Genomic DNA, 19,676 nt, shown 5'->3' with positions numbered 1-19,676 from the left:
ACACATCCCAGCGTGACGCACGCCACAGCTTTGTGCCCGCTTTGCGGAATTCGGAACCCTCTGCCCGTACGAGGGGCGAACGGCTTTGCGGAACACGTCACGGACTGGGGCGTATCGTTGCGATTTGAACGGGGCACCCGTGAAAGGAGTGAGGGGAACGAGTCGGTTACCCCTTGGTAGAGATGACGTTTCCGGCCCCGCGGTGGACGATGGGGACCGGCGCGCACCGGTGGAAACAAGCCGCCGGGGAGCCCCCGAGCCAGTCCTGACGGAGCCCTGGCGGCATCCCGAGAACCAGCGCAGGAAAGTCCCCGTACAGCCCCTCCGAGAGCGAAGGAACAGCGTGGCTTCCGGATCCGATCGCAACCCGATCATCATTGGCGGTCTGCCCAGTCAGGTCCCGGACTTCGATCCCGAAGAGACCCAGGAGTGGCTCGACTCGCTCGACGCCGCCGTCGACCAGCGCGGCCGGGAGCGGGCCCGCTACCTGATGCTGCGTCTGATCGAGCGGGCCCGCGAGAAGCGCGTGGCCGTGCCCGAGATGCGCAGCACGGACTACGTCAACACCATCGCCACCAAGGACGAGCCGTTCTTCCCCGGCAACGAGGAGATCGAGCGGAAGATCCTCAACGCCACCCGCTGGAACGCGGCCGTGATGGTCTCCCGGGCCCAGCGCCCGGGCATCGGCGTCGGCGGCCACATCGCCACCTTCGCCTCCTCCGCCTCCCTGTACGACGTGGGCTTCAACCACTTCTTCCGGGGCAAGGACGAGGGCGACGGCGGCGACCAGGTCTTCTTCCAGGGCCACGCCTCGCCGGGCATCTACGCCCGCGCCTACCTGCTCGACCGGCTCTCCGAGGACCAGCTCGACGGGTTCCGGCAGGAGCACTCCAAGGCCCCCAACGGCCTGTCGTCGTACCCGCACCCGCGCTCGATGCCGGACTTCTGGGAGTTCCCTACCGTCTCCATGGGCCTCGGCCCGCTGGGCGCGATCTTCCAGGCGCGCATGAACCGGTACATGGAGGCGCGCGGCATCGCGGACACCTCCAGGTCCCACGTCTGGGCGTTCCTCGGCGACGGCGAGATGGACGAGCCGGAGTCGCTCGGCCAGCTGTCCATCGCCGCCCGCGAGGGCCTGGACAACCTCACCTTCGTCGTCAACTGCAACCTCCAGCGGCTCGACGGGCCGGTGCGCGGCAACGGCAAGATCATCCAGGAGCTGGAGTCGGTCTTCCGCGGCGCCGGCTGGAACGTGATCAAGCTGGTCTGGGACCGCACCTGGGACCCGCTGCTGGCCCAGGACCGCGACGGCGTGCTGGTCAACCGGTTGAACACGACACCGGACGGCCAGTTCCAGACGTACGCCACGGAGACCGGCGCGTACATCCGCGAGCACTTCTTCGGCGACGACCACCGGCTGCGCAAGATGGTCGAGAACATGACCGACGACCAGATCCTGCACCTGGGGCGCGGCGGCCACGACCACAAGAAGATCTTCGCGGCGTTCTCGGCGGCCAAGGCGCACAAGGGCCAGCCGACGGTGATCCTGGCGCAGACGGTCAAGGGCTGGACGCTCGGCCCGAACTTCGAGGGCCGCAACGCCACGCACCAGATGAAGAAGCTGACGGTCGACGACCTCAAGCGCTTCCGCGACCGCCTCCACCTGCCGATCCCCGACAAGGAGCTGGAGTCCGGCGCGCCGCCGTACTACCACCCGGGCCGGGACTCGGAGGAGATCCAGTACATGCACGACCGCCGCAAGGGCCTGGGCGGGTACGTCCCGACCCGCGTCGTGCGGTCGAAGCCGCTGGAGCTGCCCGGCGACAAGACGTACGCGAGTGTGAAGAAGGGCTCGGGCCAGCAGTCCATCGCGACGACCATGGCCTTCGTGCGTCTCCTGAAGGACCTCATGCGGGACAAGGAGATCGGCAAGCGGTTCGTGCTGATCGCGCCGGACGAGTACCGCACGTTCGGCATGGACTCGTTCTTCCCGAGCGCGAAGATCTACAACCCGCTCGGCCAGCAGTACGAGGCGGTCGACCGCGAGCTGCTGCTCGCCTACAAGGAGTCGCCGACCGGGCAGATGCTGCACGACGGCATCTCGGAGGCGGGCTGCACGGCCTCGCTGATCGCGGCGGGCTCGGCGTACGCCACGCACGGCGAGCCGCTGATCCCGGTGTACGTCTTCTACTCGATGTTCGGCTTCCAGCGCACCGGTGACCAGTTCTGGCAGATGGCGGACCAGCTCGCGCGCGGTTTCGTCCTCGGCGCGACCGCGGGCCGCACGACCCTGACGGGCGAGGGGCTCCAGCACGCGGACGGGCACTCGCAGCTGCTCGCCTCGACGAACCCGGCCGCGGTCGCCTACGACCCGGCGTACGGCTTCGAGATCGCGCACATCGTGCAGGACGGCCTGCGCCGGATGTACGGCTCCTCGCAGGAACACCCGCACGGCGAGGACGTCTTCTACTACCTCACGGTCTACAACGAGCCGATCCAGCACCCGGCCGAGCCGGAGGACGTGGACGTCGAGGGCATCCTCAAGGGCGTCCACCGACTGGCCCCGGGCACGGCCGGCTCGGTCCCCGCCCAGATCATGGCGTCCGGCGTGGCCGTGCCGTGGGCCCTCGAGGCGCAGCGGATCCTGGCCGAGGAGTGGGACGTGAAGGCGGACGTCTGGTCGGCGACCTCCTGGAACGAGCTGCGCCGCGACGCCGTCGAGACGGAGCGGTACAACCTCCTGCACCCGGAGGAGGAGCAGCGCGTCCCGTACGTGACGCGCAAGCTCTCCGGCTCCGAGGGGCCGTTCGTGGCCGTCTCGGACTGGATGCGCTCGGTGCCGGACCAGATCGCGCGCTGGGTGCCCGGCACCTACCAGTCGCTGGGCGCGGACGGCTTCGGCTTCGCGGACACGCGGGGCGCGGCCCGCCGCCACTTCCACATCGACGCCCAGTCGATCGTGGTCGCGGTCCTCACGGAGCTGGCCCGCGAGGGCAAGGTCGACCGCTCGGCGCCGAAGCAGGCCATCGACCGCTACCGGCTGCTCGACGTCACCGCGGCGGATCCGGGCGCGGCGGGCGGCGACGCGTAGCCCCGCGGGAGCGCGTCGGCGGAGCCGTCCGAGGGGCGGCGGGGCTGCGGCCCCGCCGCCCCTCGGCGTTCGCGGGGGCCGCGGGGCGGGCGGACGGCGCGCGGCCGATCGCCGGCCGGCGTCCGCCGGCGCGGCGGGCGCCCCGCCGTGGCAGACGGCCGCGCGGTGGCGGTCCGGCCGCGCCGCGGACGCGCGGGGCGGCCGGACCGCCGCCCGGCGCCCGTCGGCCGCCGGAGGCGGAGTCGCGCCTGTACGGCGCCCGGCCCGCCGGGGAACCGGCTGTCCCGTGCCGCTCCCCTGACGGACCCAGGAAGAGCCGGGGACCGGTCATTCCCGTGCCGCTCACCCAGGGGCCCCGGAAAAGCCGGGGCCGACCGTCCCCGTGCCGTTCCCCCCAACGGCCCCGGAAAAGCCGGGGACCGGCCATTCCCGTGCTCCTCCTCCACAGGGACCCACGGAAAAAACCGGGGACCGGCCGTCCCCGTGCCGCTGTCCGCGCAGGTCCCCACGGAAAAAGGGCCCCCGGCGGTGCCGTGGGCCCTTTCCGTCCGGCGGCCCACCTCCCCAGGTGTTCCTGTGCCGGGCGGCTCTCTCCGCTCCCCGGGGGTCAGAACACCCCGTACCCGGGGGAGGCGGTTCCGGCGAGCGCGACGATCGCCAGAACGGTGTCGATGGCGCCCAGTACCAGCGCGACGAGTGCCGGCAGCGGACGGGCACCGTTCCAGCTGCGCCCCATGGCGAGCCAGCCGCAGACGACCGCCACCGGGCCGAGCACGATGCCCAGCACGAAGAATCCGGCGACCGCGCAGATGACTCCGATGATTCCCAGCGTCGCGCGATCCGGCCCGCTCCGCGACCCCGTCCGGCCGCGTGAGCGAGGGTGCCTGCGCGATGTGTGGCCGAAGCCCGCCATCATCAACTCCCTGGACCTCAGAGCCGGCCGAACTCCGGCCGGTTCGGGCTCTGTCGACCCGGTTACCCCGGCCCGCGCCCGGTAGACCTGCCGTCTCCGCCGAAGCCCGCGGCATGGTCACCGACTTCCCTCCGTCCGGTCCCGTCCGGCCCGCCCGACTCCCGTACCAGTGCGGCCGGTCGGACCCCGAGCAGCGCGAAGGCCCGCTCCCGCGCGGTGCGGGAGCGGGCCTCGGCCGGGGCGAAGTCCCGGGCGGGAGGGGCTAGATGTGCGCTCCGCCCATCGCCGCCTCCGGGTTCGCGCCCCGCTTGGTGAGGAGGGCGACGAGGACGGCCACGACCGCGACGACCGCGGCGACGAGGCAGGCCAGCCCCATGCCGGAGATGAACGTGTCGTGCGCGACTCCGGTGATCTTCGCGGCGATCGCCTCGGGCGTGCCCGGCGCGACCGGCGGGACGCCGACCTGGACCGCCTCCTTCGCGGCCGCCTGCTGCTCGGGGGTGAGCGGCGGGAGCCCCGCGTCCGCCCAGTTGCCCGCGAGGTCGTTGTCGACCTTGGAGGCCATCACGGCGCCGAGGACGGCCGTGCCGAGGCTGCCGCCGATCTGCATGGCCGCCTGCTGGAGGCCGCCGGCGACGCCGGAGAGCGCCAGCGGCGCGTTGCCGACGATGACCTCGGTGGCGCCGACCATGACCGGCGCGAGGCCCAGGCCGAGGAGTGCGAACCACAGCGACATGACACCGCTGCCGGTCCCGGTGTCCAGCGTGGACATCCCGAACATGGCGGCGGCCGTGAGGGCCATGCCGCCGGCGAGCGGGACGCGCGGGCCCACCTTGGTGATCATCGCGCCCGCCAGGGGCGAGCCGACGATCATCATTCCGGTGAGCGGCAGCAGGTGCAGGCCGGAGTCGACCGGGCTCATGCCGTGCACGTTCTGCAGGTAGAAGGTGACGAAGAACAGGCCGCCCATGAAGGCGATGGCCATGAGCACCATGAGGACGACGCCCGCCGACAGCGGGACCGAGCGGAAGAGCGCGAGCGGGATCAGCGGCTCGCCCACCCGCTTCTCCCAGAGGGCGAAGAGCGCGAAGCCCACGAGGGAGCCGATGAGGAACGCCCACGTCCTGCCGTCGCCCCAGCCCCACTCGGGGGCCTTGATGAGCGCCCAGACCAGGGCGAACATCGCGGCGGACAGCAGGGCGATGCCCGGCAGGTCGAAGGAGCGCGGCGCGTTCTCGGGACGGTGGTCGACGAGGATCACCAGGCCCAGGACGAGGGCGAGGACGCCGACCGGCACGTTGATGAAGAAGACGGACTGCCAGTTGACGTGCTCCACCAGTACGCCGCCGAGGATCGGGCCGCCCGCGGTGGAGGCGCCGATGACCATGCCCCAGATGCCGATCGCCATGTTCAGCTTCTCGGCGGGGAAGGTGGCCCGCAGCAGGCCGAGCGCGGCCGGCATCAGCAGGGCGCCGAAGAGACCCTGGAACACCCGGAAGGTGATCACGAAGGCGATGCTGTCGGAGAGGCCGATGGCACCGGAGGCGGCCGCGAAGCCGACGACGCCGATGAGGAAGGTCTGCCGGTGGCCGAACCGGTCACCGAGCTTGCCCGCGGTGATCAGGGAGACCGCGAGGGCGAGGAAGTAGGCGTTGGTGATCCATTGGACGTCCGCCAGGCTCGCCTTGAGGTCGTCCGAGATGGCCGGGTTGGCGATCGCCACGATGGTGCCGTCGAGGGCCACCATCATGACGCCGATCGCCACGGATATGAGCGTCAGCCAGGGGTGGCCGCGCAGCCCCTTGGCGGGGGCGGGACCCGAGGCGACGGCCGGGCCCTGCTCCGCCGGGCCGGTCGTGTCGACGGTGGTCTGACTAGTCATGCGGCTCAAATTAATGTCAGCCGCTGACAGTTGACAAACCAATTCACAAGTCGGTAACTGTCACGTCACCCACAGGCACCCGAACGGAGTCGAGGAGTCCACTAGTGGCACCCTGAACTGCGGGAACACGGACGAGAGGCGGTCGGGGATGGAGACGGCGACGTCGGTCGTGGAGACGGCGGCGGGGCCGGGACTGCGGGAGCGCAAGAAGCGGCGCACCCGGGACGCGCTGCTGCGGTCCGCGCTCGAACTGTTCGCGGTCCAGGGGTACGAGGGGACGACCGTCGACGAGATCGCGGACGCGGTGGACGTCTCGCAGCGCACGTTCTTCCGCTACTTCGCGAACAAGGAGGAGACCGTCTTCGCCGTCGCGGAGATGGCGGAGGAGCACTTCGTCCGGACGCTGCGCGCCCGCCCGCCCGGTGAGGCCCCGCTGGAGGCGCTGCGGCGGGCCGCCCTGGAGAGCTGGGACACGATCGGCGAGACCGTCGGGTCCGTCGTACCGGTCGACGTGCTCATGCGCACCTGCCAGCTGATCGAGTCGACGCCCGTGCTGTTCGCCGCCCACCTGCGCCGTTCGATGGAGCTGGAGGAGCGCGTCGCGCGGCTGATCGCCGAGCGGGAGGGCCTCGACGCGGCGACCGATCCGCGGCCGCGGGTGGCGGTGGCCCTGTTCGGCGGGGTGCTGCGGGCCACCGAGCGGCTGTGGAGCACCGGCGAGGACCTCAGCGTCGCGGCCATCCGGCGGCTGACGACCGAGCACCTGGACGCCGTGGCGCCCGCGTTGACGGGAGGCTGGCGCGAGCACGCGCGGTGACGCAATCCGTACATACGGACGTGAACGGCACAGGAGTCGCACACACAACGTGAGGAAGAGTGGGTAAATCCACTTTCCATGCCCCCGTTCGCCACTGGGAAACGTGATCCCCCTCACTCATGTGACGGCGGGCCCTCCGCTTCTCCTAGGGTGTCCTCCCAGTGACTTCCTTCGACTCGTCCCCCCAACTCGACCAGGCCGGCGTGTGGCGCATGCTCCTCGCGCTGGCCGTGGTGTTCGTGATGCTGGCGACGACCGGCTGGACCGCCGTGCGCGCCCACCGGTCGCCGTCCCCGCTCGAAGCCTCCCTCTCCGCCTGGGAGCACGGCCGCATCGGCGGGCACCGGCTGCCCGACCCCGGCGCGGGCCCCGTCCCGCTCGCCCGCTTCTTCGCCTCGCTCACCGACCGCCGGCGCACCGAGCTCGTCCACCGCTATCCGCTCGCGGTCGGCAACATGAACGGCGCCCCGCCCGAACTGCGCTACCGCGCCAACCGCGTCGCGCTCGGCCGGGCGCGCGCGGTCGAGCGCGAACTCGTGCACGACAAGCGGCTCTCCCCGGCCGGCCAGCACGAGGCGGCCCGGCGTCTGCACCGCTTCACCGACCTGATGGCGCGGGACCGGCAGATCCTCGCCTTCGACCCCAACGGCTCCGGCCGGGTCGCCGAGGTCTTCGGCGACCTGTCCGCCGCAGAGCGCGTCTCGGTGGTGGTGCCGGGCGTCGACACCGACGTGCTCACCTTCCAGCGCACCCAGCGCCGGTACGCCGCGCCCGTCGGCATGGCGCGGGCGCTGTACGGGGCGGAGCGCGCGGCGGACCCCTCGACCCGCACGGCCGTGATCGCCTGGGCCGACTACACCGCGCCCAGCGGCCTGGGCATGGACGCGGCCACCGCCATGCGCGCGGAGGAGGGCGCGGCGCGGCTCGACTCGCTGGTCGGCGCGCTGCCGGGCCGCTCGCCCGTCGCCCTGTACTGCCACAGCTACGGCTCGGTGGTCTGCGGCGTGGCCGCGCGCGGCCTGCCGTCGCGCGTCACCGACATAGCGGTCGCCGGCAGCCCCGGGATGCGCGCCGAACGGGTCGCGCACCTGGACACCCCGGCCCGGGTGTGGGCCATGCGGGACGCCGACGACTGGATCCAGGACGTGCCGTACCTGGAGGTCGGCGGGCTCGGCCACGGCGCCGACCCGGTGTCCGCGGCGTTCGGGGCGCGGGTGCTGTCCGCGCGGGACGCGAGAGGGCACGCCGGGTACTTCGAGCCCGGCACCGACAGCCTGCGCAACTTCGCGCAGATCGGCGTTGGCGCATACCGTGCGGTCTCGTGCGCCCGTGAGGATGGCGTGTGCCAGCAGGGTTTGACCGATGCAACAACGGGCGGACACGCGTAGAAACAGCAGGAAGTGCGGTCCTCCGGGGGTAGCGACGGAAGGGGGCCTGCCGCATACGATGAAGCGCATGGGTGACGTACTGGCCGGATTTCATGCCGCCTGGGAGTTCGAGTCCGACTCCGTGCTCATCCGCTTCGAACGGGGGATCCGTACGCCGAAGCTGCTCCAGGCGCTCGGTGAACGCCACGTCCCCGTCGACGCGATCGCGGGGGTGACCCTCACCGAGGGCAGGCGCGGCACCGTGGTGCTGCGCGCGGAACTGAGACCGGGGGCGGACCCGCTCCTGGAGGCGGCCGCGGGACAGCTGAAGGAGACCTCCGACCCCTACCGCCTGGTGCTGCCGGCCGAGCGCGCGCTGCTGGCCGAGTACTACGCGGACGAACTGCGGGCGCTGGCGGCGAAGAACGACGCGGGGCCGACGGACCGGCACCTGGTGGCGGCGCCCGCGGCGCCGCAGCAGTTCAAGGCCTACGACGCGAAGGCGAGCTTCGACGGCTCGGCCGTGTCCTTCCGCTGGTTCTGGACGGGCGCGTCCTCCGCCAAGTGGAAGGCGGGCGACCAGAGTTTCCCCGTCTCGTCGCTGAGCGGGGTGGAGTGGCGCTCGCCGGAGGTGTTCGAGGGGCACCTGCGGCTGCTGCCGCGCGAGGCGGGCGCGGCGGGCGCGGCGGCGCAGCCCGACCAGGACCCGGCGGCGGTCGTCTTCGGCCTCGGCTACGGCCCGGTGCACGAGTCGCTGCCGTTCGCCGCGTCGGTCCTGGCGGCGATCCGCGCGGCCGGGCCCGCCGCCCAGACCGGCGCCGCCGTGCCGCGCCGCGACCCGGCCGACATCGCCGACCGCATCCGCCACCTCGGCGAGCTGCACGAGGCGGGCCTGGTCACGGACCAGGAGTTCAGCACGAAGAAGGCGGAGCTGCTGGCGCAGCTGTGACGCCCGCCGCGGCCCGCGGCGGACGCCGCCGCTCCCGGTTACTCCCGGCCCGCCGACGTGAACGACATGTCGGCGTAGCGGTCGCCCGCCACCCGGGCGGCGATCGGCTCCAGCGACGCCAGCTCCTCGTCCGTGAGGACGATGCGCGCCGCCGCCGTGTTCTCCGCCACGCGGTGGGGCTTGGTGGTGCCGGGGATCGGGACGACCGGGAGGCCGTGCACCGCGGCCCGCTGCTGGACCCAGGCGAGCGCGATCTGGCCCGCCGAGGCGCCGCGGGCGGCGGCGATCGCGCGCACCGGCTCCAGCAGCGCGGCGTTGGCGGCCGCGTTGCCGCCCGTGAAGCGCGGCTGCTGCCGCCGGAAGTCGTCCTGCCCGAGGTCCCGGTCGGCGTCGGTGAAGGAGCCGGTCAGGAAGCCGCGGCCGAGCGGCGAGTACGGCACCAGGGCCACGCCCAGCTCCTTGGCCGCGGGCACCACGCCGGCCTCGATGTCCCGGCTGAACAGCGACCACTCCGACTGCACGGCCGCGATCGGGTGCACGGCCGCCGCCGCGCGCAGCTCGTCCCCGGTGACCTCGCTCAGCCCGAGGTGCTTGACCTTGCCCTCGCGGACCAGCTCGGCCATGGTGGCGACCGTCTCCTCGATCGGGACGTTCACGTCGCGCCGGTGCATGTAGTAGAGGTCGATCTCGTCGACGTCCAGGCGCCGCAGACTGGCCTCGACCGCCTGGCGGATGTACGGCGGGTCGTTGCGGATGATCCGCCGCGTCGGGTCGTCCGGCGGGATCGTCAGGGAGAACTTCGTCGCGATCACCACGGCGTCGCGGTGCTTGCCGAGGAAGGGCGCGAGGAACGTCTCGTTCTGACCCGCCCCGTAGGAGTCGGCCGTGTCGAAGAGCGTCACGCCCAGGTCGAGTGCCCGCTCCAGGGCGGCCCGCGACTGCTCCGCGTCGGCCGGTCCGTAGGCGAAGCTCATGCCCATGCAGCCGAGCCCCTGCACCCCGACCTCCGGTCCGGTGTCCCCCAGCCGCACCGTCTCGAGTGTGCCGTCCGTCATCGGGCCCCCTCCGTCACCGGGCGCCGTCCGGCGTCCGCGTAGAAACCGATCTTGAAGTCGAGTACGGCGAGCGTGTCCTGCAGCTCGGCGATCCGGGTCAGGACGTCCCGGCGGGTCGCCTCCAGGAGCTCGCGGCGGTCGCCGTACGTGTGCTCGCCCGCGCGCACCAGCTCCGCGTAGCGCACCATGTCCGCGACCGGCATGCCGGTCAGCCGCAGCTTGCCGACGAAGCCGAGCCAGTCCAGGTCGCGGTTGCTGTAGCGGCGCTGGCCGGTGTGCGAGCGGTCGATGTGCGGCATCAGGCCGATCCGCTCGTACCAGCGCAGGGTGTGGGCCGTCAGCCCGGTGAAGGCGGCGACCTCGCTGATGGTGTAGGCGTCCTGGCCGTCCGGGCGCGGGTGGCGCGGCGGGGCCGAGGCGCAGACGTCCGTCCTGGTGTCGGCCGGAATCGCTCGATCCGTGGTCTCCATCACCGTCATGGCCACCACGCTAGAACCCTGGAGTGCACTCCAGGCAAGCACGCCGGGAAACCCGCAGGACACCGGGCGGGGGCGGCCGCTACCGTGCGGATCATGAGCCTCGTACGCCGTGCCACGCCCGAGGACGCCGCCGAAGTGCTGCGCCTGCGCCAGGTGATGATCGACTCCGTGCACGCCGGCGATCCGTCCACGGACTGGCACGCGCTGTCGCTGCCGACCGTGCGCGCCCGGCTCGCCGGGCCGGACGGCACCTTCGCCGCGTTCGTCGTGGACCACCCGGAGCGGCCGGGCACGCTCGCGGCGCTGGCCGCCGGGACGCTGGAGTACCGGATCGGGCGCGCGGACAACCCGCACGGCCGGGTCGGCCACGTCTTCAGCGTCGCCACCGACCCGGACGTCCGCCGCCGGGGCTACGCCCGGGCCTGCGTGGAGGCGCTGTTGGACTGGTTCCGCGAGATCGGCGCGGCCCACGTCGATCTCAACGCCTCCGCCGAGGCGGAGCCGCTCTACGCCTCCCTCGGCTTCGTGCGCAAGCCCGACCCCTCGATGCGCCTGCACCTGCGGTCCACTTAGGCTCGGGGCATGTCCTTGCAGAGCCTGGCGCTGATCGAGAACTGGCCCGTCCCCACCGCCGCCGCGGCCGTCGTCCGCGCGGACGGCACCGTCGCCGGGTCGCACGGCCCCGCCGGCCACCGCTTCCCGCTGGCCTCCGTCACCAAACCGCTCGCCGCGTACGCCGCGCTGGTCGCGTACGAGGAGGGGGCGATCGAGCTGGACGAGCCGGCCGGGCCCGAGGGTGCCACGGTCCGCCACCTGCTCGCGCACACCTCGGGCCTCGCCTTCGACGAGCACCGGGTCATGTCCGCGCCCGGGGAGCGGCGGCTGTACTCCAACGCCGGGTTCGAGCAGCTCGGCGACCACATCGCCAAGGCCACCGAGATCCCCTTCCCCGAGTACGTGCGCCAGGCGGTGCTCGAACCCCTCGGGATGACGGCGACCACGCTCGACGGCTCGCCCGCGAAGGACGGCGTCTCCACCGTCGACGACCTGGTCCGCTTCGCCGCCGAGCTGCAGGCGCCGCGCCTGCTGGACCCGCGCACGGTCGCCGGGGCCACGGCCGTCCAGTACCCGGGCACGAAGGGCGTCCTGCCGGGCTACGGCCACCAGAACCCCAACGACTGGGGCCTCGGCTTCGAGATCCGCGACGGCAAGTCCCCGCACTGGACGGGCGCTTCGTCCTCCCCGCGGACCTTCGGGCACTTCGGCCAGTCCGGCACGTTCCTGTGGGTGGACCCCGTCGCGGGCGCGGCCTGCGTGGCCCTGACCGACCGCGCCTTCGGCCCGTGGGCGGTCGAGGCGTGGCCCCCGTTCACGGACGCGGTCCTGGCGGAGCTGCGCGGGGCCTAGCCCCGCGGCCCGGGCGGGGGCCGGGGGCCGGGCCGACAGCGCCGGGCCAGGCGGGTCTAGGCCATCTCCCACATCAGCAGCTCCGCCTCGGTCGCGGCCTCCAGTTCCAGGCCCTTCTCGCCGGTCAGGCGGGCCTCGTCGGCCGGGCCGAGCAGGACGCCGTCGAGCAGGACCTCGCCGCGCACCACGTGCACGTACACGTGGTGCGCCTCCGGGACCGCCGTGCGCTCGCCCGCCGCGAGCCGCCGCACGTGCAGCATCGCGGCCGCCTCCGGCACCGCGTACGGCGTGGAGTCGGCTATGCCGCGCACGATCTCGTACGCGGGCTCGCCGCCCGGCTCCAGCGGGGCCAGCCACATCTGGACGAAGACCAGCGGTTTCGAGCCGTCGTTGCGCTCGACGTGCCGGACCCCGCCGGCGGCGCTGAGGCGCTGCACGTCGCCGGGGCGCACCACCGTCTCGTGGCCCGCCGAGTCGCGGTGGGTCAGCTCGCCCTCGACGACCCAGGTGACGATCTCGGTGTGGCTGTGCGGGTGCTCGTCGAACCCCGCGCCGGGGGCGAGTCTCTCCTCGTTGCAGGCGATGACGGCCCCGAACCGCAGGTTGTCCGGCTCGTAGTAGGGGCCGAAGGAGAAGGCGTGCCAGGACTCGATCCCGGTCGCCGGGTCACCTCCGCGGTAGCGCTCGTCGGCGCGCCGTACGTCCATCACGCCTCCCACCGTAGTCCCGCCACGCGGACCGGCCGACGGCCCCGGGCCGGACCCGGCGCCCCACGCACTTGTCCCGATGAGGCACTCTTGTCCCCGTGCCCGAACCCGAAGTCAGTGCCGCCGATCCCGCGGCGCGCCCCGTCCACGACCACGCAGCGACCCTGAAACGCCTGGAGAAGTCGTCGGGACGTCTCGCCGCGCAGGCCATCGCGCGGATGGACGAGACGCTGCCCTGGTACCGGGCGATGCCGCCGGAGAACCGTTCCTGGATCGGCCTCGTCGCCCAGGCCGGAATCGCCGCCTTCACCGAGTGGTTCCGCCGCCCCGACGCCCCGCAGGCGATCTCCACCGACGTCTTCGGCACCGCGCCGCGCGAGCTGACCAGAGCGATCACGCTGCGCCAGACCGTCGAGATGGTGCGCACCACGATCGAGGTCATGGAGTCCGCGATCGACGAGGTCGCGGCGCCGGGCGACGAGTCCGTGCTGCGCGAGGCGCTGCTGGTGTACGCGCGGGAGATCGCCTTCGCCACCGCCCAGGTCTACGCGCAGGCCGCCGAGGCACGCGGTGCCTGGGACGCCCGCCTGGAGTCCCTCGTCGTGAACGCCGTGCTGTCCGGCGAGGCCGACGAGGGCGCCGTGAGCCGCGCCGCCGCCCTGGGCTGGAACAGCCCCGAGCACGTGTGCGTGGTCCTCGGCACGGCGCCCGACGGCGACAGCGAGCTGACCGTCGAGGCGATCCGCCGGGCCGCGCGCCACGCCAAGCTCCAGGTCCTCACCGGCGTGCTCGGCGACCGGCTCGTCGTCATCGCCGGCGGCAGCGACAACCCGCTGGGCGTCGCCAGGTCGCTGATCGGCCCGTACGCCCCGGGGCCCGTGGTGGCCGGTCCCGTGGTGTCGGACCTGCTGGCCGCGACCCGGTCCGCGCAGGCGGCGGCGGCCGGGCTCAAGGCGTGTTCCGCCTGGCAGGACGCCCCGCGCCCGGTGCTGGCCGACGACCTGCTGCCGGAGCGCGCGATCGCGGGCGACCCCTCCGCGCGCGAGCAGTTGGTGGAGGAGATCTACAGACCGCTGGAGGAGGCCGGGTCCGCCCTCCTGGAGACGCTGAGCGTCTACCTGGAGCAGGCGAGCAGTCTGGAGGGCGCCGCGCGGATGCTGTTCGTGCATCCCAACACCGTGCGCTACCGGCTCCGACGTGTGACAGACGTCACCGGGTGGTCGCCCTCCGACGTCCGGTCCGCCTTCACTCTGCGCATCGCGCTGATCCTGGGACGTCTCACCGACGGTGATTCCCAGTCGTAGCCCGTTGTTGAACATCTACAATTTGGGTTCCTGTTCTTCGTCCCTGTCCCCACGGGCGGCCCGGGCCGCCCACAAGAGAGAGTGTGAGAGTGCTCGTACTCGTCGCTCCCGGCCAGGGCGCCCAGACGCCCGGCTTCCTGACTCCTTGGCTCGACCTCCCCGGCGCCGCCGACCGCGTCGCCGCGTGGTCGGACGCCATCGGGCTCGACCTCGCCCACTACGGCACGCAGGCCGACGCCGACGCGATCCGTGACACGGCGGTGGCGCAGCCGCTGCTGGTCGCGGCCGGCCTCCTGTCCGCCGCGGCGCTGGGTGACACCGCCCCGGACGTCGTCGCCGGTCACAGCGTCGGCGAGATCACCGCCGCCGCGCTCGCGGGCGTCCTGGACGACACCGCCGCGCTGAAGCTGGTGCGCACCCGCGGTCTGGCGATGGCCGAGGCCGCCGCCGTGACGCGGACCGGCATGTCGGCGCTCCTGGGCGGCGACCCGGCCACGACCCTGCCGCACCTGGAGAAGCTGGGCCTGACCCCGGCGAACGTGAACGGCGCGGGCCAGATCGTGGCCGCCGGCACCGCCGAGGAACTGGCCGCCCTGGCGGAGGACAAGCCCGAGGGCGTGCGCCGCGTCGTGCCGCTGAAGGTCGCGGGCGCCTTCCACACGCACCACATGGAGCCGGCCGTCGAGACGCTCCGGCGGGCCGCGGCGGAGCTGACGCCCGCCGACCCGCGCGTGACCTACGTCTCCAACAAGGACGGCGCGACCGTCACCGCCGGCGCCGAGGTCGTCGCCCGGCTGGTCGGCCAGGTGGCCAACCCGGTCCGCTGGGACCTGTGCATGGAGACGTTCGAGAAGCTGGGTGCGACCGCGCTGATCGAGGTGTGCCCGGGCGGCACCCTCACCGGACTCGCCAAGCGGGCCCTGCCCGGCGTCCGGACCCTGGCGCTGAAGACCCCCGACGACCTCGACGCCGCCCGCGAGCTGATCGCGGAGACGGCCGCGTCCGCCGACCCGGCGGGCGTCCGAGAAGGAGCCTGAGAGCATGTCGAAGATCAAGCCCAGCAAGGGCGCCCCGTACGCGCGCATCCTCGGTGTCGGCGGCTACCGCCCGACCCGGGTCGTGCCGAACGAGGTGATCCTCGAAAGGATCGACTCCTCCGACGAGTGGATCCGCTCGCGCTCCGGCATCGAGACCCGGCACTGGGCCTCCCCCGAGGAGACCGTCGCCGCGATGTCCGTCGAGGCCTCCGGCAAGGCGATCGCCGACGCGGGCATCGCCGCCGAGCAGATCGGCGCGGTCGTCGTCTCGACCGTCTCGCACTTCAGCCAGACCCCCGCCGTCGCCACCGAGATCGCCGACAAGCTGGGCACGCAGAAGGCCGCGGCCTTCGACATCTCGGCCGGCTGCGCGGGCTTCGGCTACGGGCTCACCCTCGCCAAGGGCATGGTCGTCGAGGGTTCGGCCGAGTACGTCCTGGTGATCGGCGTGGAGCGGCTGTCCGACCTGACCGACCTGGAGGACCGCGCGACGGCCTTCCTGTTCGGCGACGGCGCGGGCGCGGTCGTGGTCGGCCCCTCGCAGGAGCCGGCGATCGGCCCCACGGTCTGGGGCTCCGAGGGCGACAAGTCCGAGACGATCAAGCAGACCGTGCCGTGGGACAAGTTCTTCCCCCACTCTCGGCTTCGCCCGAGCGGGGGCACCCCCGCCGGCGACGTCTCCGACCTGCCCCTCGACTCCCAGGGCAACGTCAAGTTCCCCGCCATCACGCAGGAGGGCCAGGCGGTCTTCCGCTGGGCCGTCTTCGAGATGGCGAAGGTCGCCCAGCAGGCGCTGGACGCGGCCGGGATCAGCCCGGAGGACCTGGACGTCTTCATCCCGCACCAGGCCAACGTGCGGATCATCGACTCGATGGTGAAGACTCTCAAGCTGCCGGAGCACGTCACGGTCGCCCGTGACATCCGCACCACCGGCAACACCTCGGCCGCCTCGATCCCGCTCGCCATGGAGCGGCTCCTGGCGACCGGCGAGGCGAAGAGCGGCGACACCGCGCTCGTCATCGGCTTCGGGGCGGGTCTCGTCTACGCCGCCACGGTCGTTACCCTCCCCTAGGCACACCGTCCGGAACACTCCGGGCGGAGTACCGCCACACCGCTGGATACACAAGAAGGAGCGCCCAACATGGCCGCCACCCAGGAAGAGATCGTCGCCGGTCTCGCAGAGATCGTGAACGAGATCGCCGGCATCCCGGTCGAGGACGTCCAGCTGGACAAGTCCTTCACCGACGACCTGGACGTCGACTCGCTGTCCATGGTCGAGGTCGTCGTCGCCGCCGAAGAGCGCTTCGACGTCAAGATCCCGGACGACGACGTCAAGAACCTCAAGACGGTCGGCGACGCGACCGAGTACATCCTCAAGCACCAGGGCTGACCCTTCCCGGTCCCCAGGGCCCTGCCCCGCCACCCGGCGGTGGCGCCGCTGAATCCTCGTATCCGTTGGAGAAAGAATTCCCGTGAGCCCGACCAATCGCACCGTGGTCGTCACCGGTATCGGCGCAACCACACCGCTGGGTGGCGACGCAGCATCGACCTGGGAGGGTCTGGTCGCCGGTCGTTCCGGCGTCGGCCCCCTGGAGCAGGAGTGGGCCGCCGAGCAGGCGGTCCGCATCGCCGCGCAGGCCGCGGTGGAGCCGGGCGAGGTCATCCCGCGCCCGCAGGCCCGCCGCCTGGACCGCTCGGCGCAGTTCGCGCTGATCGCGGCCAAGGAGGCGTGGGCCGACGCCGGTTTCACCGGTCCGGCCGGTGAGGACGGGAACGTCGAGCCGGAGCGGCTCGGTGCGGTGATCGCCTCCGGCATCGGCGGCGTGACCACCCTGCTCGACCAGTACGACGTGCTGAAGGAGAAGGGCGTCCGCCGTGTCTCCCCGCACACCGTGCCCATGCTGATGCCCAACGGCCCCGCCGCCAACGTGGGCCTCGCCGTGGGCGCCCGTGCGGGCGTGCACACCCCGGTCTCCGCCTGCGCCTCCGGCGCCGAGGCCATCGGGTACGCGATCGAGATGATCCGCACCGGCCGCGCGGACGTGGTCGTGGCGGGCGGCACCGAGGCCGCCGTGCACCCGCTCCCCATCGCCGCCTTCGGCAACATGATGGCGATGTCCAAGAACAACGACGACCCGCAGGGCGCCTCGCGCCCCTACGACACCGCCCGTGACGGCTTCGTCCTGGGCGAGGGCGCCGGCGTCCTGGTCCTGGAGTCGGCCGAGCACGCCGCGCAGCGCGGCGCCCGCGTCTACGCGGAGGCAGTCGGCCAGGGCATCTCCGCCGACGGCCACGACATCGTGCAGCCGGAGCCCGAGGGCCGCGGCATCTCGCAGGCGCTGCGGCACCTGCTCGACAACACCGACCTGGACCCGGCCGAGATCGTGCACGTCAACGCGCACGCCACCTCGACCCCGGCCGGCGACATCGCCGAGCTGAAGGCCCTGCGCAGCGTCTTCGGCGACGACACCGACCACATCGCGGTCTCCGCGACCAAGTCGATGACGGGGCACCTCCTCGGCGGCGCGGGCGGCGTGGAGTCGGTCGCGACCGTGCTCGCCCTGTACCACCGCATCGCCCCGCCGACCATCAACGTCGAGAACCTCGACCCGGAGGCCGAGGCCAACGCCGACGTCGTCCGCGACGAGGCCCGCAAGCTGCCCGTGGAGGGCCGCATCGCCGCGCTGAACGACTCGTTCGGCTTCGGCGGCCACAACGTGGTGCTCGCGTTCCGCACGGTCTGATCCCGCCGCGGGGCCGGGCCCCGCGGACAGCGGCACCGCCGGGCGACGCCCTCTTCGTACGGGAGGGCGTCGCCCGGCGGTCCTGTTCCACTCGACGGATCTTGTTTCCCGCCCGCCCGCGGACATGCATGGCAGAGGGCCCCCACCGCACGGTGGGGGCCCTCTCGCGTCGCCGGGGTGCCAGGGCCCGCCCCGGGTCCCGCGGGAGCGTCAGACGACCTGGTGGAGCCAGCGGACGGGAGCGCCCTCACCCGCGTACCGGAAGGGTTCCAGCTCGTCGTCCCAGGGCTTGCCGAGCAGCCGGCCGATCTCGGCCTCCAGGTCGGTCTCGCCGCGCTGGGAGCGGCCCAGGGCGGCGCGCAGCCGGTCCTCGGGGATCAGGATGTCGCCGTGGACGCCGGTGACGGCGTGGAAGATGCCGAGCTCGGGCGTGCAGCTGTAGCGCTCGCCCTCGGCCGCCGCGGAGGGCTCGGCGGTGACCTCGAAGCGCAGCATCTGCCAGCCGCGCAGCGCGGAGGCGAGCTGGGAGGCGGTGCCGGCGCGGCCCTGCCAGGAGAACTCCGAGCGCCAGGTGCCGGGGGCCGCCGGCTGCCGGATCCAGTCGAGGTTGACGCGGATGCCGAGTACGCCGGCGACTGCCCACTCGACGTGCGGGCACAGCGCGCGCGGCGCGGAGTGCACGTAGAGAACTCCACGTGTCGTCACTGGGACCTCCGGACAGAGCGGGGCATCTTGTAACTTAGCGGAACGTCAGTGGCAGGGCAGCCACGGTGCGAGGCTATCGTGCGGCGGCGCAAGGAGTGTGACGTACCGTCGGTCCCGGTGCCCCGAAACGCCGAGGTTTCACCCGGCGGGACGCCTGTCCGGACCCCGGACCGGGGTCCGGCGCCCCTTCCGTGTGAGATACCTCCCGCGGGCGCCCCGCGGGGAACTCCCGGCGCCGCCGTCACGTTCACATGGCCTGCCGCTCCGGAGCGAAGGACTCCGGAAGCACGACAGAGGGGACCAGGGATGCGCGAGCGAAGCCGGCGTTCCCGCGGCGCCGCCGTCGCGGCGGCGGCCGCGCTGCTGTGCGGGGCCGGACTGGCCGGCTGCGACGCGGGCGACGGCCCGCCCGGCTCGGGCTCCTCGCCCGCGGCGTCGCCCTCCCCCTCGGGCTGGGACCGCGCCCCGAAGTCGGTGGCGGCCGTCGGCGACTCCATCACCCGCGCCCTCAACGCCTGCCAGGTGCTCTCCGACTGCCCCGAGGCGTCCTGGGCGACCGGTGGCGACACCACGGTGGACAGCCTCGCGGTCCGGCTGCTCGGCAAGGCCGAAGCCGCCGGGAACAGCTGGAACGACGCGGTGTCCGGCGCCCGCATGGCCGATCTGGACGCGCAGATGAAGAAGGCCGTCGCCCACAGACCCGAGCTGGTCACGGTGCTGGCCGGGGCCAACGACGCCTGCCGGGCCACGACCTCGGCGATGACGCCGGTCGCCGACTTCCGCGCGCAGTTCGTCAAGGCGCTGGGCACACTGCGCGAGGCGCTGCCGCGCGCGCAGGTGTACGTGGCGAGCGTGCCGGACCTGAAGCGGCTGTGGTCCGCGGGCCGCGACGACCCGGCGGTCAAGAAGATCTGGTCGCTGGGGATCTGCCCGTCGATGCTGGGCGACGCCGACGCGCTGGACGCGGCGTCGGACGAGAGACGGGACCGGGTGCGGGCGCGGGTGGTCGCCTACAACGAGGTCCTGGAGGAGGTCTGCGCCGAGGACCGGCTGTGCCGCTACGACGGCGGGGCCGTCTTCGAGCACCGGTTCGGCACCGCGCAGCTGAGCAGCTGGGACTACTTCCACCCGAGCAAGGACGGCCAGGCGCGGCTGGCCGAGATCGCCTACCGGACCGTGACCGCGAAGCGCCCGGTGGCGTGAGCCGCGTCCGCCCGGC

18 protein-coding genes are annotated in these 19,676 nt (G+C 73.0%); 12 read left to right on the top strand and 6 right to left on the bottom strand.

Going from position 1 to position 19,676, the window contains the following annotated elements; all coding sequences use genetic code 11:
• The first annotated feature begins 343 nt into the window (after positions 1–343).
• Entirely contained in the window at positions 344–3,091 is a 2,748-nt protein-coding gene (gene aceE, locus IE271_RS01175; RefSeq protein ID WP_190188185.1) for a pyruvate dehydrogenase (acetyl-transferring), homodimeric type, read from the top strand.
• A gap of 607 nt (positions 3,092–3,698) precedes the next feature.
• On the opposite strand, the gene IE271_RS01170 is transcribed toward aceE, so the two are convergent.
• On the bottom strand, positions 3,699–4,007 hold the full coding sequence (locus IE271_RS01170) for a small hydrophobic protein (RefSeq protein WP_190188184.1): 309 nt from the start codon (positions 4,005–4,007) through the stop codon (positions 3,699–3,701).
• 259 nt (positions 4,008–4,266) lie between these two features.
• Positions 4,267–5,886 (bottom strand): MFS transporter, encoded by a 1,620-nt coding sequence (locus IE271_RS01165; RefSeq protein WP_190188183.1) that lies wholly within the window; start codon positions 5,884–5,886, stop codon positions 4,267–4,269.
• Positions 5,887–6,034: 148 nt separating this feature from the next.
• Here IE271_RS01165 and IE271_RS01160 point away from each other — a divergent pair, with 148 nt between their 5' ends.
• From IE271_RS01160 to IE271_RS01150, 3 genes are all read left to right on the top strand, one after another.
• The gene (locus IE271_RS01160) at positions 6,035–6,703 is read left to right on the top strand and encodes a TetR family transcriptional regulator (protein ID WP_190188182.1); all 669 of its coding nucleotides are present in this window, start codon (positions 6,035–6,037) and stop codon (positions 6,701–6,703) included.
• Positions 6,704–6,864: 161 nt separating this feature from the next.
• Positions 6,865–8,091, top strand: a complete 1,227-nt coding sequence (locus IE271_RS01155; RefSeq protein ID WP_190188181.1) for an alpha/beta hydrolase — start codon at positions 6,865–6,867, stop codon at positions 8,089–8,091.
• Positions 8,092–8,158: 67 nt separating this feature from the next.
• Positions 8,159–9,019: a DUF4429 domain-containing protein gene (locus IE271_RS01150; RefSeq protein WP_190188180.1), complete on the top strand. Its 861-nt coding sequence runs from the start codon at positions 8,159–8,161 to the stop codon at positions 9,017–9,019.
• Positions 9,020–9,057: 38 nt separating this feature from the next.
• Here IE271_RS01150 and IE271_RS01145 read toward each other — a convergent pair whose 3' ends face one another.
• Together IE271_RS01145 and IE271_RS01140 are read right to left on the bottom strand one after the other, a co-directional pair.
• The gene (locus IE271_RS01145; protein ID WP_190188179.1) at positions 9,058–10,074 is read right to left on the bottom strand and encodes an aldo/keto reductase; all 1,017 of its coding nucleotides are present in this window, start codon (positions 10,072–10,074) and stop codon (positions 9,058–9,060) included.
• Positions 10,071–10,553 carry a MerR family transcriptional regulator gene (locus IE271_RS01140; protein ID WP_190188178.1) on the bottom strand — a complete coding sequence of 161 codons (483 nt, stop codon included), beginning with the start codon at positions 10,551–10,553 and terminating at the stop codon, positions 10,071–10,073. The genes IE271_RS01145 and IE271_RS01140 overlap by 4 nt, the downstream gene beginning before the upstream one ends.
• A gap of 93 nt (positions 10,554–10,646) precedes the next feature.
• Here IE271_RS01140 and IE271_RS01135 point away from each other — a divergent pair, with 93 nt between their 5' ends.
• Both IE271_RS01135 and IE271_RS01130 read left to right on the top strand, forming a co-directional pair.
• Positions 10,647–11,126, top strand: coding sequence for a GNAT family N-acetyltransferase (locus IE271_RS01135; protein ID WP_190188177.1), 480 nt, complete (start codon positions 10,647–10,649; stop codon positions 11,124–11,126).
• 9 nt (positions 11,127–11,135) lie between these two features.
• Entirely contained in the window at positions 11,136–11,960 is an 825-nt protein-coding gene (locus tag IE271_RS01130; RefSeq protein ID WP_190188176.1) for a serine hydrolase domain-containing protein, read from the top strand.
• A gap of 56 nt (positions 11,961–12,016) precedes the next feature.
• Here the strand turns inward: IE271_RS01130 and IE271_RS01125 are convergent, their stop codons facing one another.
• Positions 12,017–12,667, bottom strand: a complete 651-nt coding sequence (locus IE271_RS01125; RefSeq protein ID WP_190188552.1) for a pirin family protein — start codon at positions 12,665–12,667, stop codon at positions 12,017–12,019.
• A 98-nt stretch (positions 12,668–12,765) separates the two neighbouring features.
• Between IE271_RS01125 and IE271_RS01120 the strand changes: the two genes are divergently transcribed.
• The 5 genes from IE271_RS01120 to IE271_RS01100 all read left to right on the top strand — a co-directional run bounded on the left by IE271_RS01120 (position 12,766) and on the right by IE271_RS01100 (position 17,752).
• A complete protein-coding gene (locus IE271_RS01120; RefSeq protein ID WP_190188175.1) occupies positions 12,766–13,971 on the top strand; it encodes a PucR family transcriptional regulator in 1,206 nt (401 codons plus the stop codon).
• Positions 13,972–14,060: 89 nt separating this feature from the next.
• A complete protein-coding gene (locus IE271_RS01115) occupies positions 14,061–15,008 on the top strand; it encodes an ACP S-malonyltransferase (RefSeq protein ID WP_190188174.1) in 948 nt (315 codons plus the stop codon).
• A 4-nt stretch (positions 15,009–15,012) separates the two neighbouring features.
• Positions 15,013–16,080, top strand: a complete 1,068-nt coding sequence (locus tag IE271_RS01110; RefSeq protein ID WP_190188173.1) for a ketoacyl-ACP synthase III — start codon at positions 15,013–15,015, stop codon at positions 16,078–16,080.
• Between the two features lie 69 nt (positions 16,081–16,149).
• Positions 16,150–16,398, top strand: a complete 249-nt coding sequence (locus IE271_RS01105; RefSeq protein ID WP_190188172.1) for an acyl carrier protein — start codon at positions 16,150–16,152, stop codon at positions 16,396–16,398.
• Between the two features lie 82 nt (positions 16,399–16,480).
• Complete coding sequence (locus IE271_RS01100; RefSeq protein WP_190188171.1) at positions 16,481–17,752, top strand: beta-ketoacyl-[acyl-carrier-protein] synthase family protein; 1,272 nt, start codon at positions 16,481–16,483, stop codon at positions 17,750–17,752.
• 210 nt (positions 17,753–17,962) lie between these two features.
• Here IE271_RS01100 and IE271_RS01095 read toward each other — a convergent pair whose 3' ends face one another.
• Positions 17,963–18,457, bottom strand: a complete 495-nt coding sequence (locus IE271_RS01095; RefSeq protein ID WP_190188170.1) for a DUF3145 domain-containing protein — start codon at positions 18,455–18,457, stop codon at positions 17,963–17,965.
• 306 nt (positions 18,458–18,763) lie between these two features.
• Between IE271_RS01095 and IE271_RS01090 the strand changes: the two genes are divergently transcribed.
• Positions 18,764–19,660: an SGNH/GDSL hydrolase family protein gene (locus IE271_RS01090; RefSeq protein WP_190188169.1), complete on the top strand. Its 897-nt coding sequence runs from the start codon at positions 18,764–18,766 to the stop codon at positions 19,658–19,660.
• The last annotated feature ends 16 nt before the right edge of the window (positions 19,661–19,676 follow it).

It is taken from the genome of Streptomyces minutiscleroticus (genome assembly GCF_014650875.1).
GTDB classification, from domain to species: domain Bacteria; phylum Actinomycetota; class Actinomycetes; order Streptomycetales; family Streptomycetaceae; genus Streptomyces; species Streptomyces minutiscleroticus.
The sequence above is the reverse complement of the archived record's forward strand: the minus strand, read 5'-3'. Positions and strand labels throughout refer to the sequence as shown.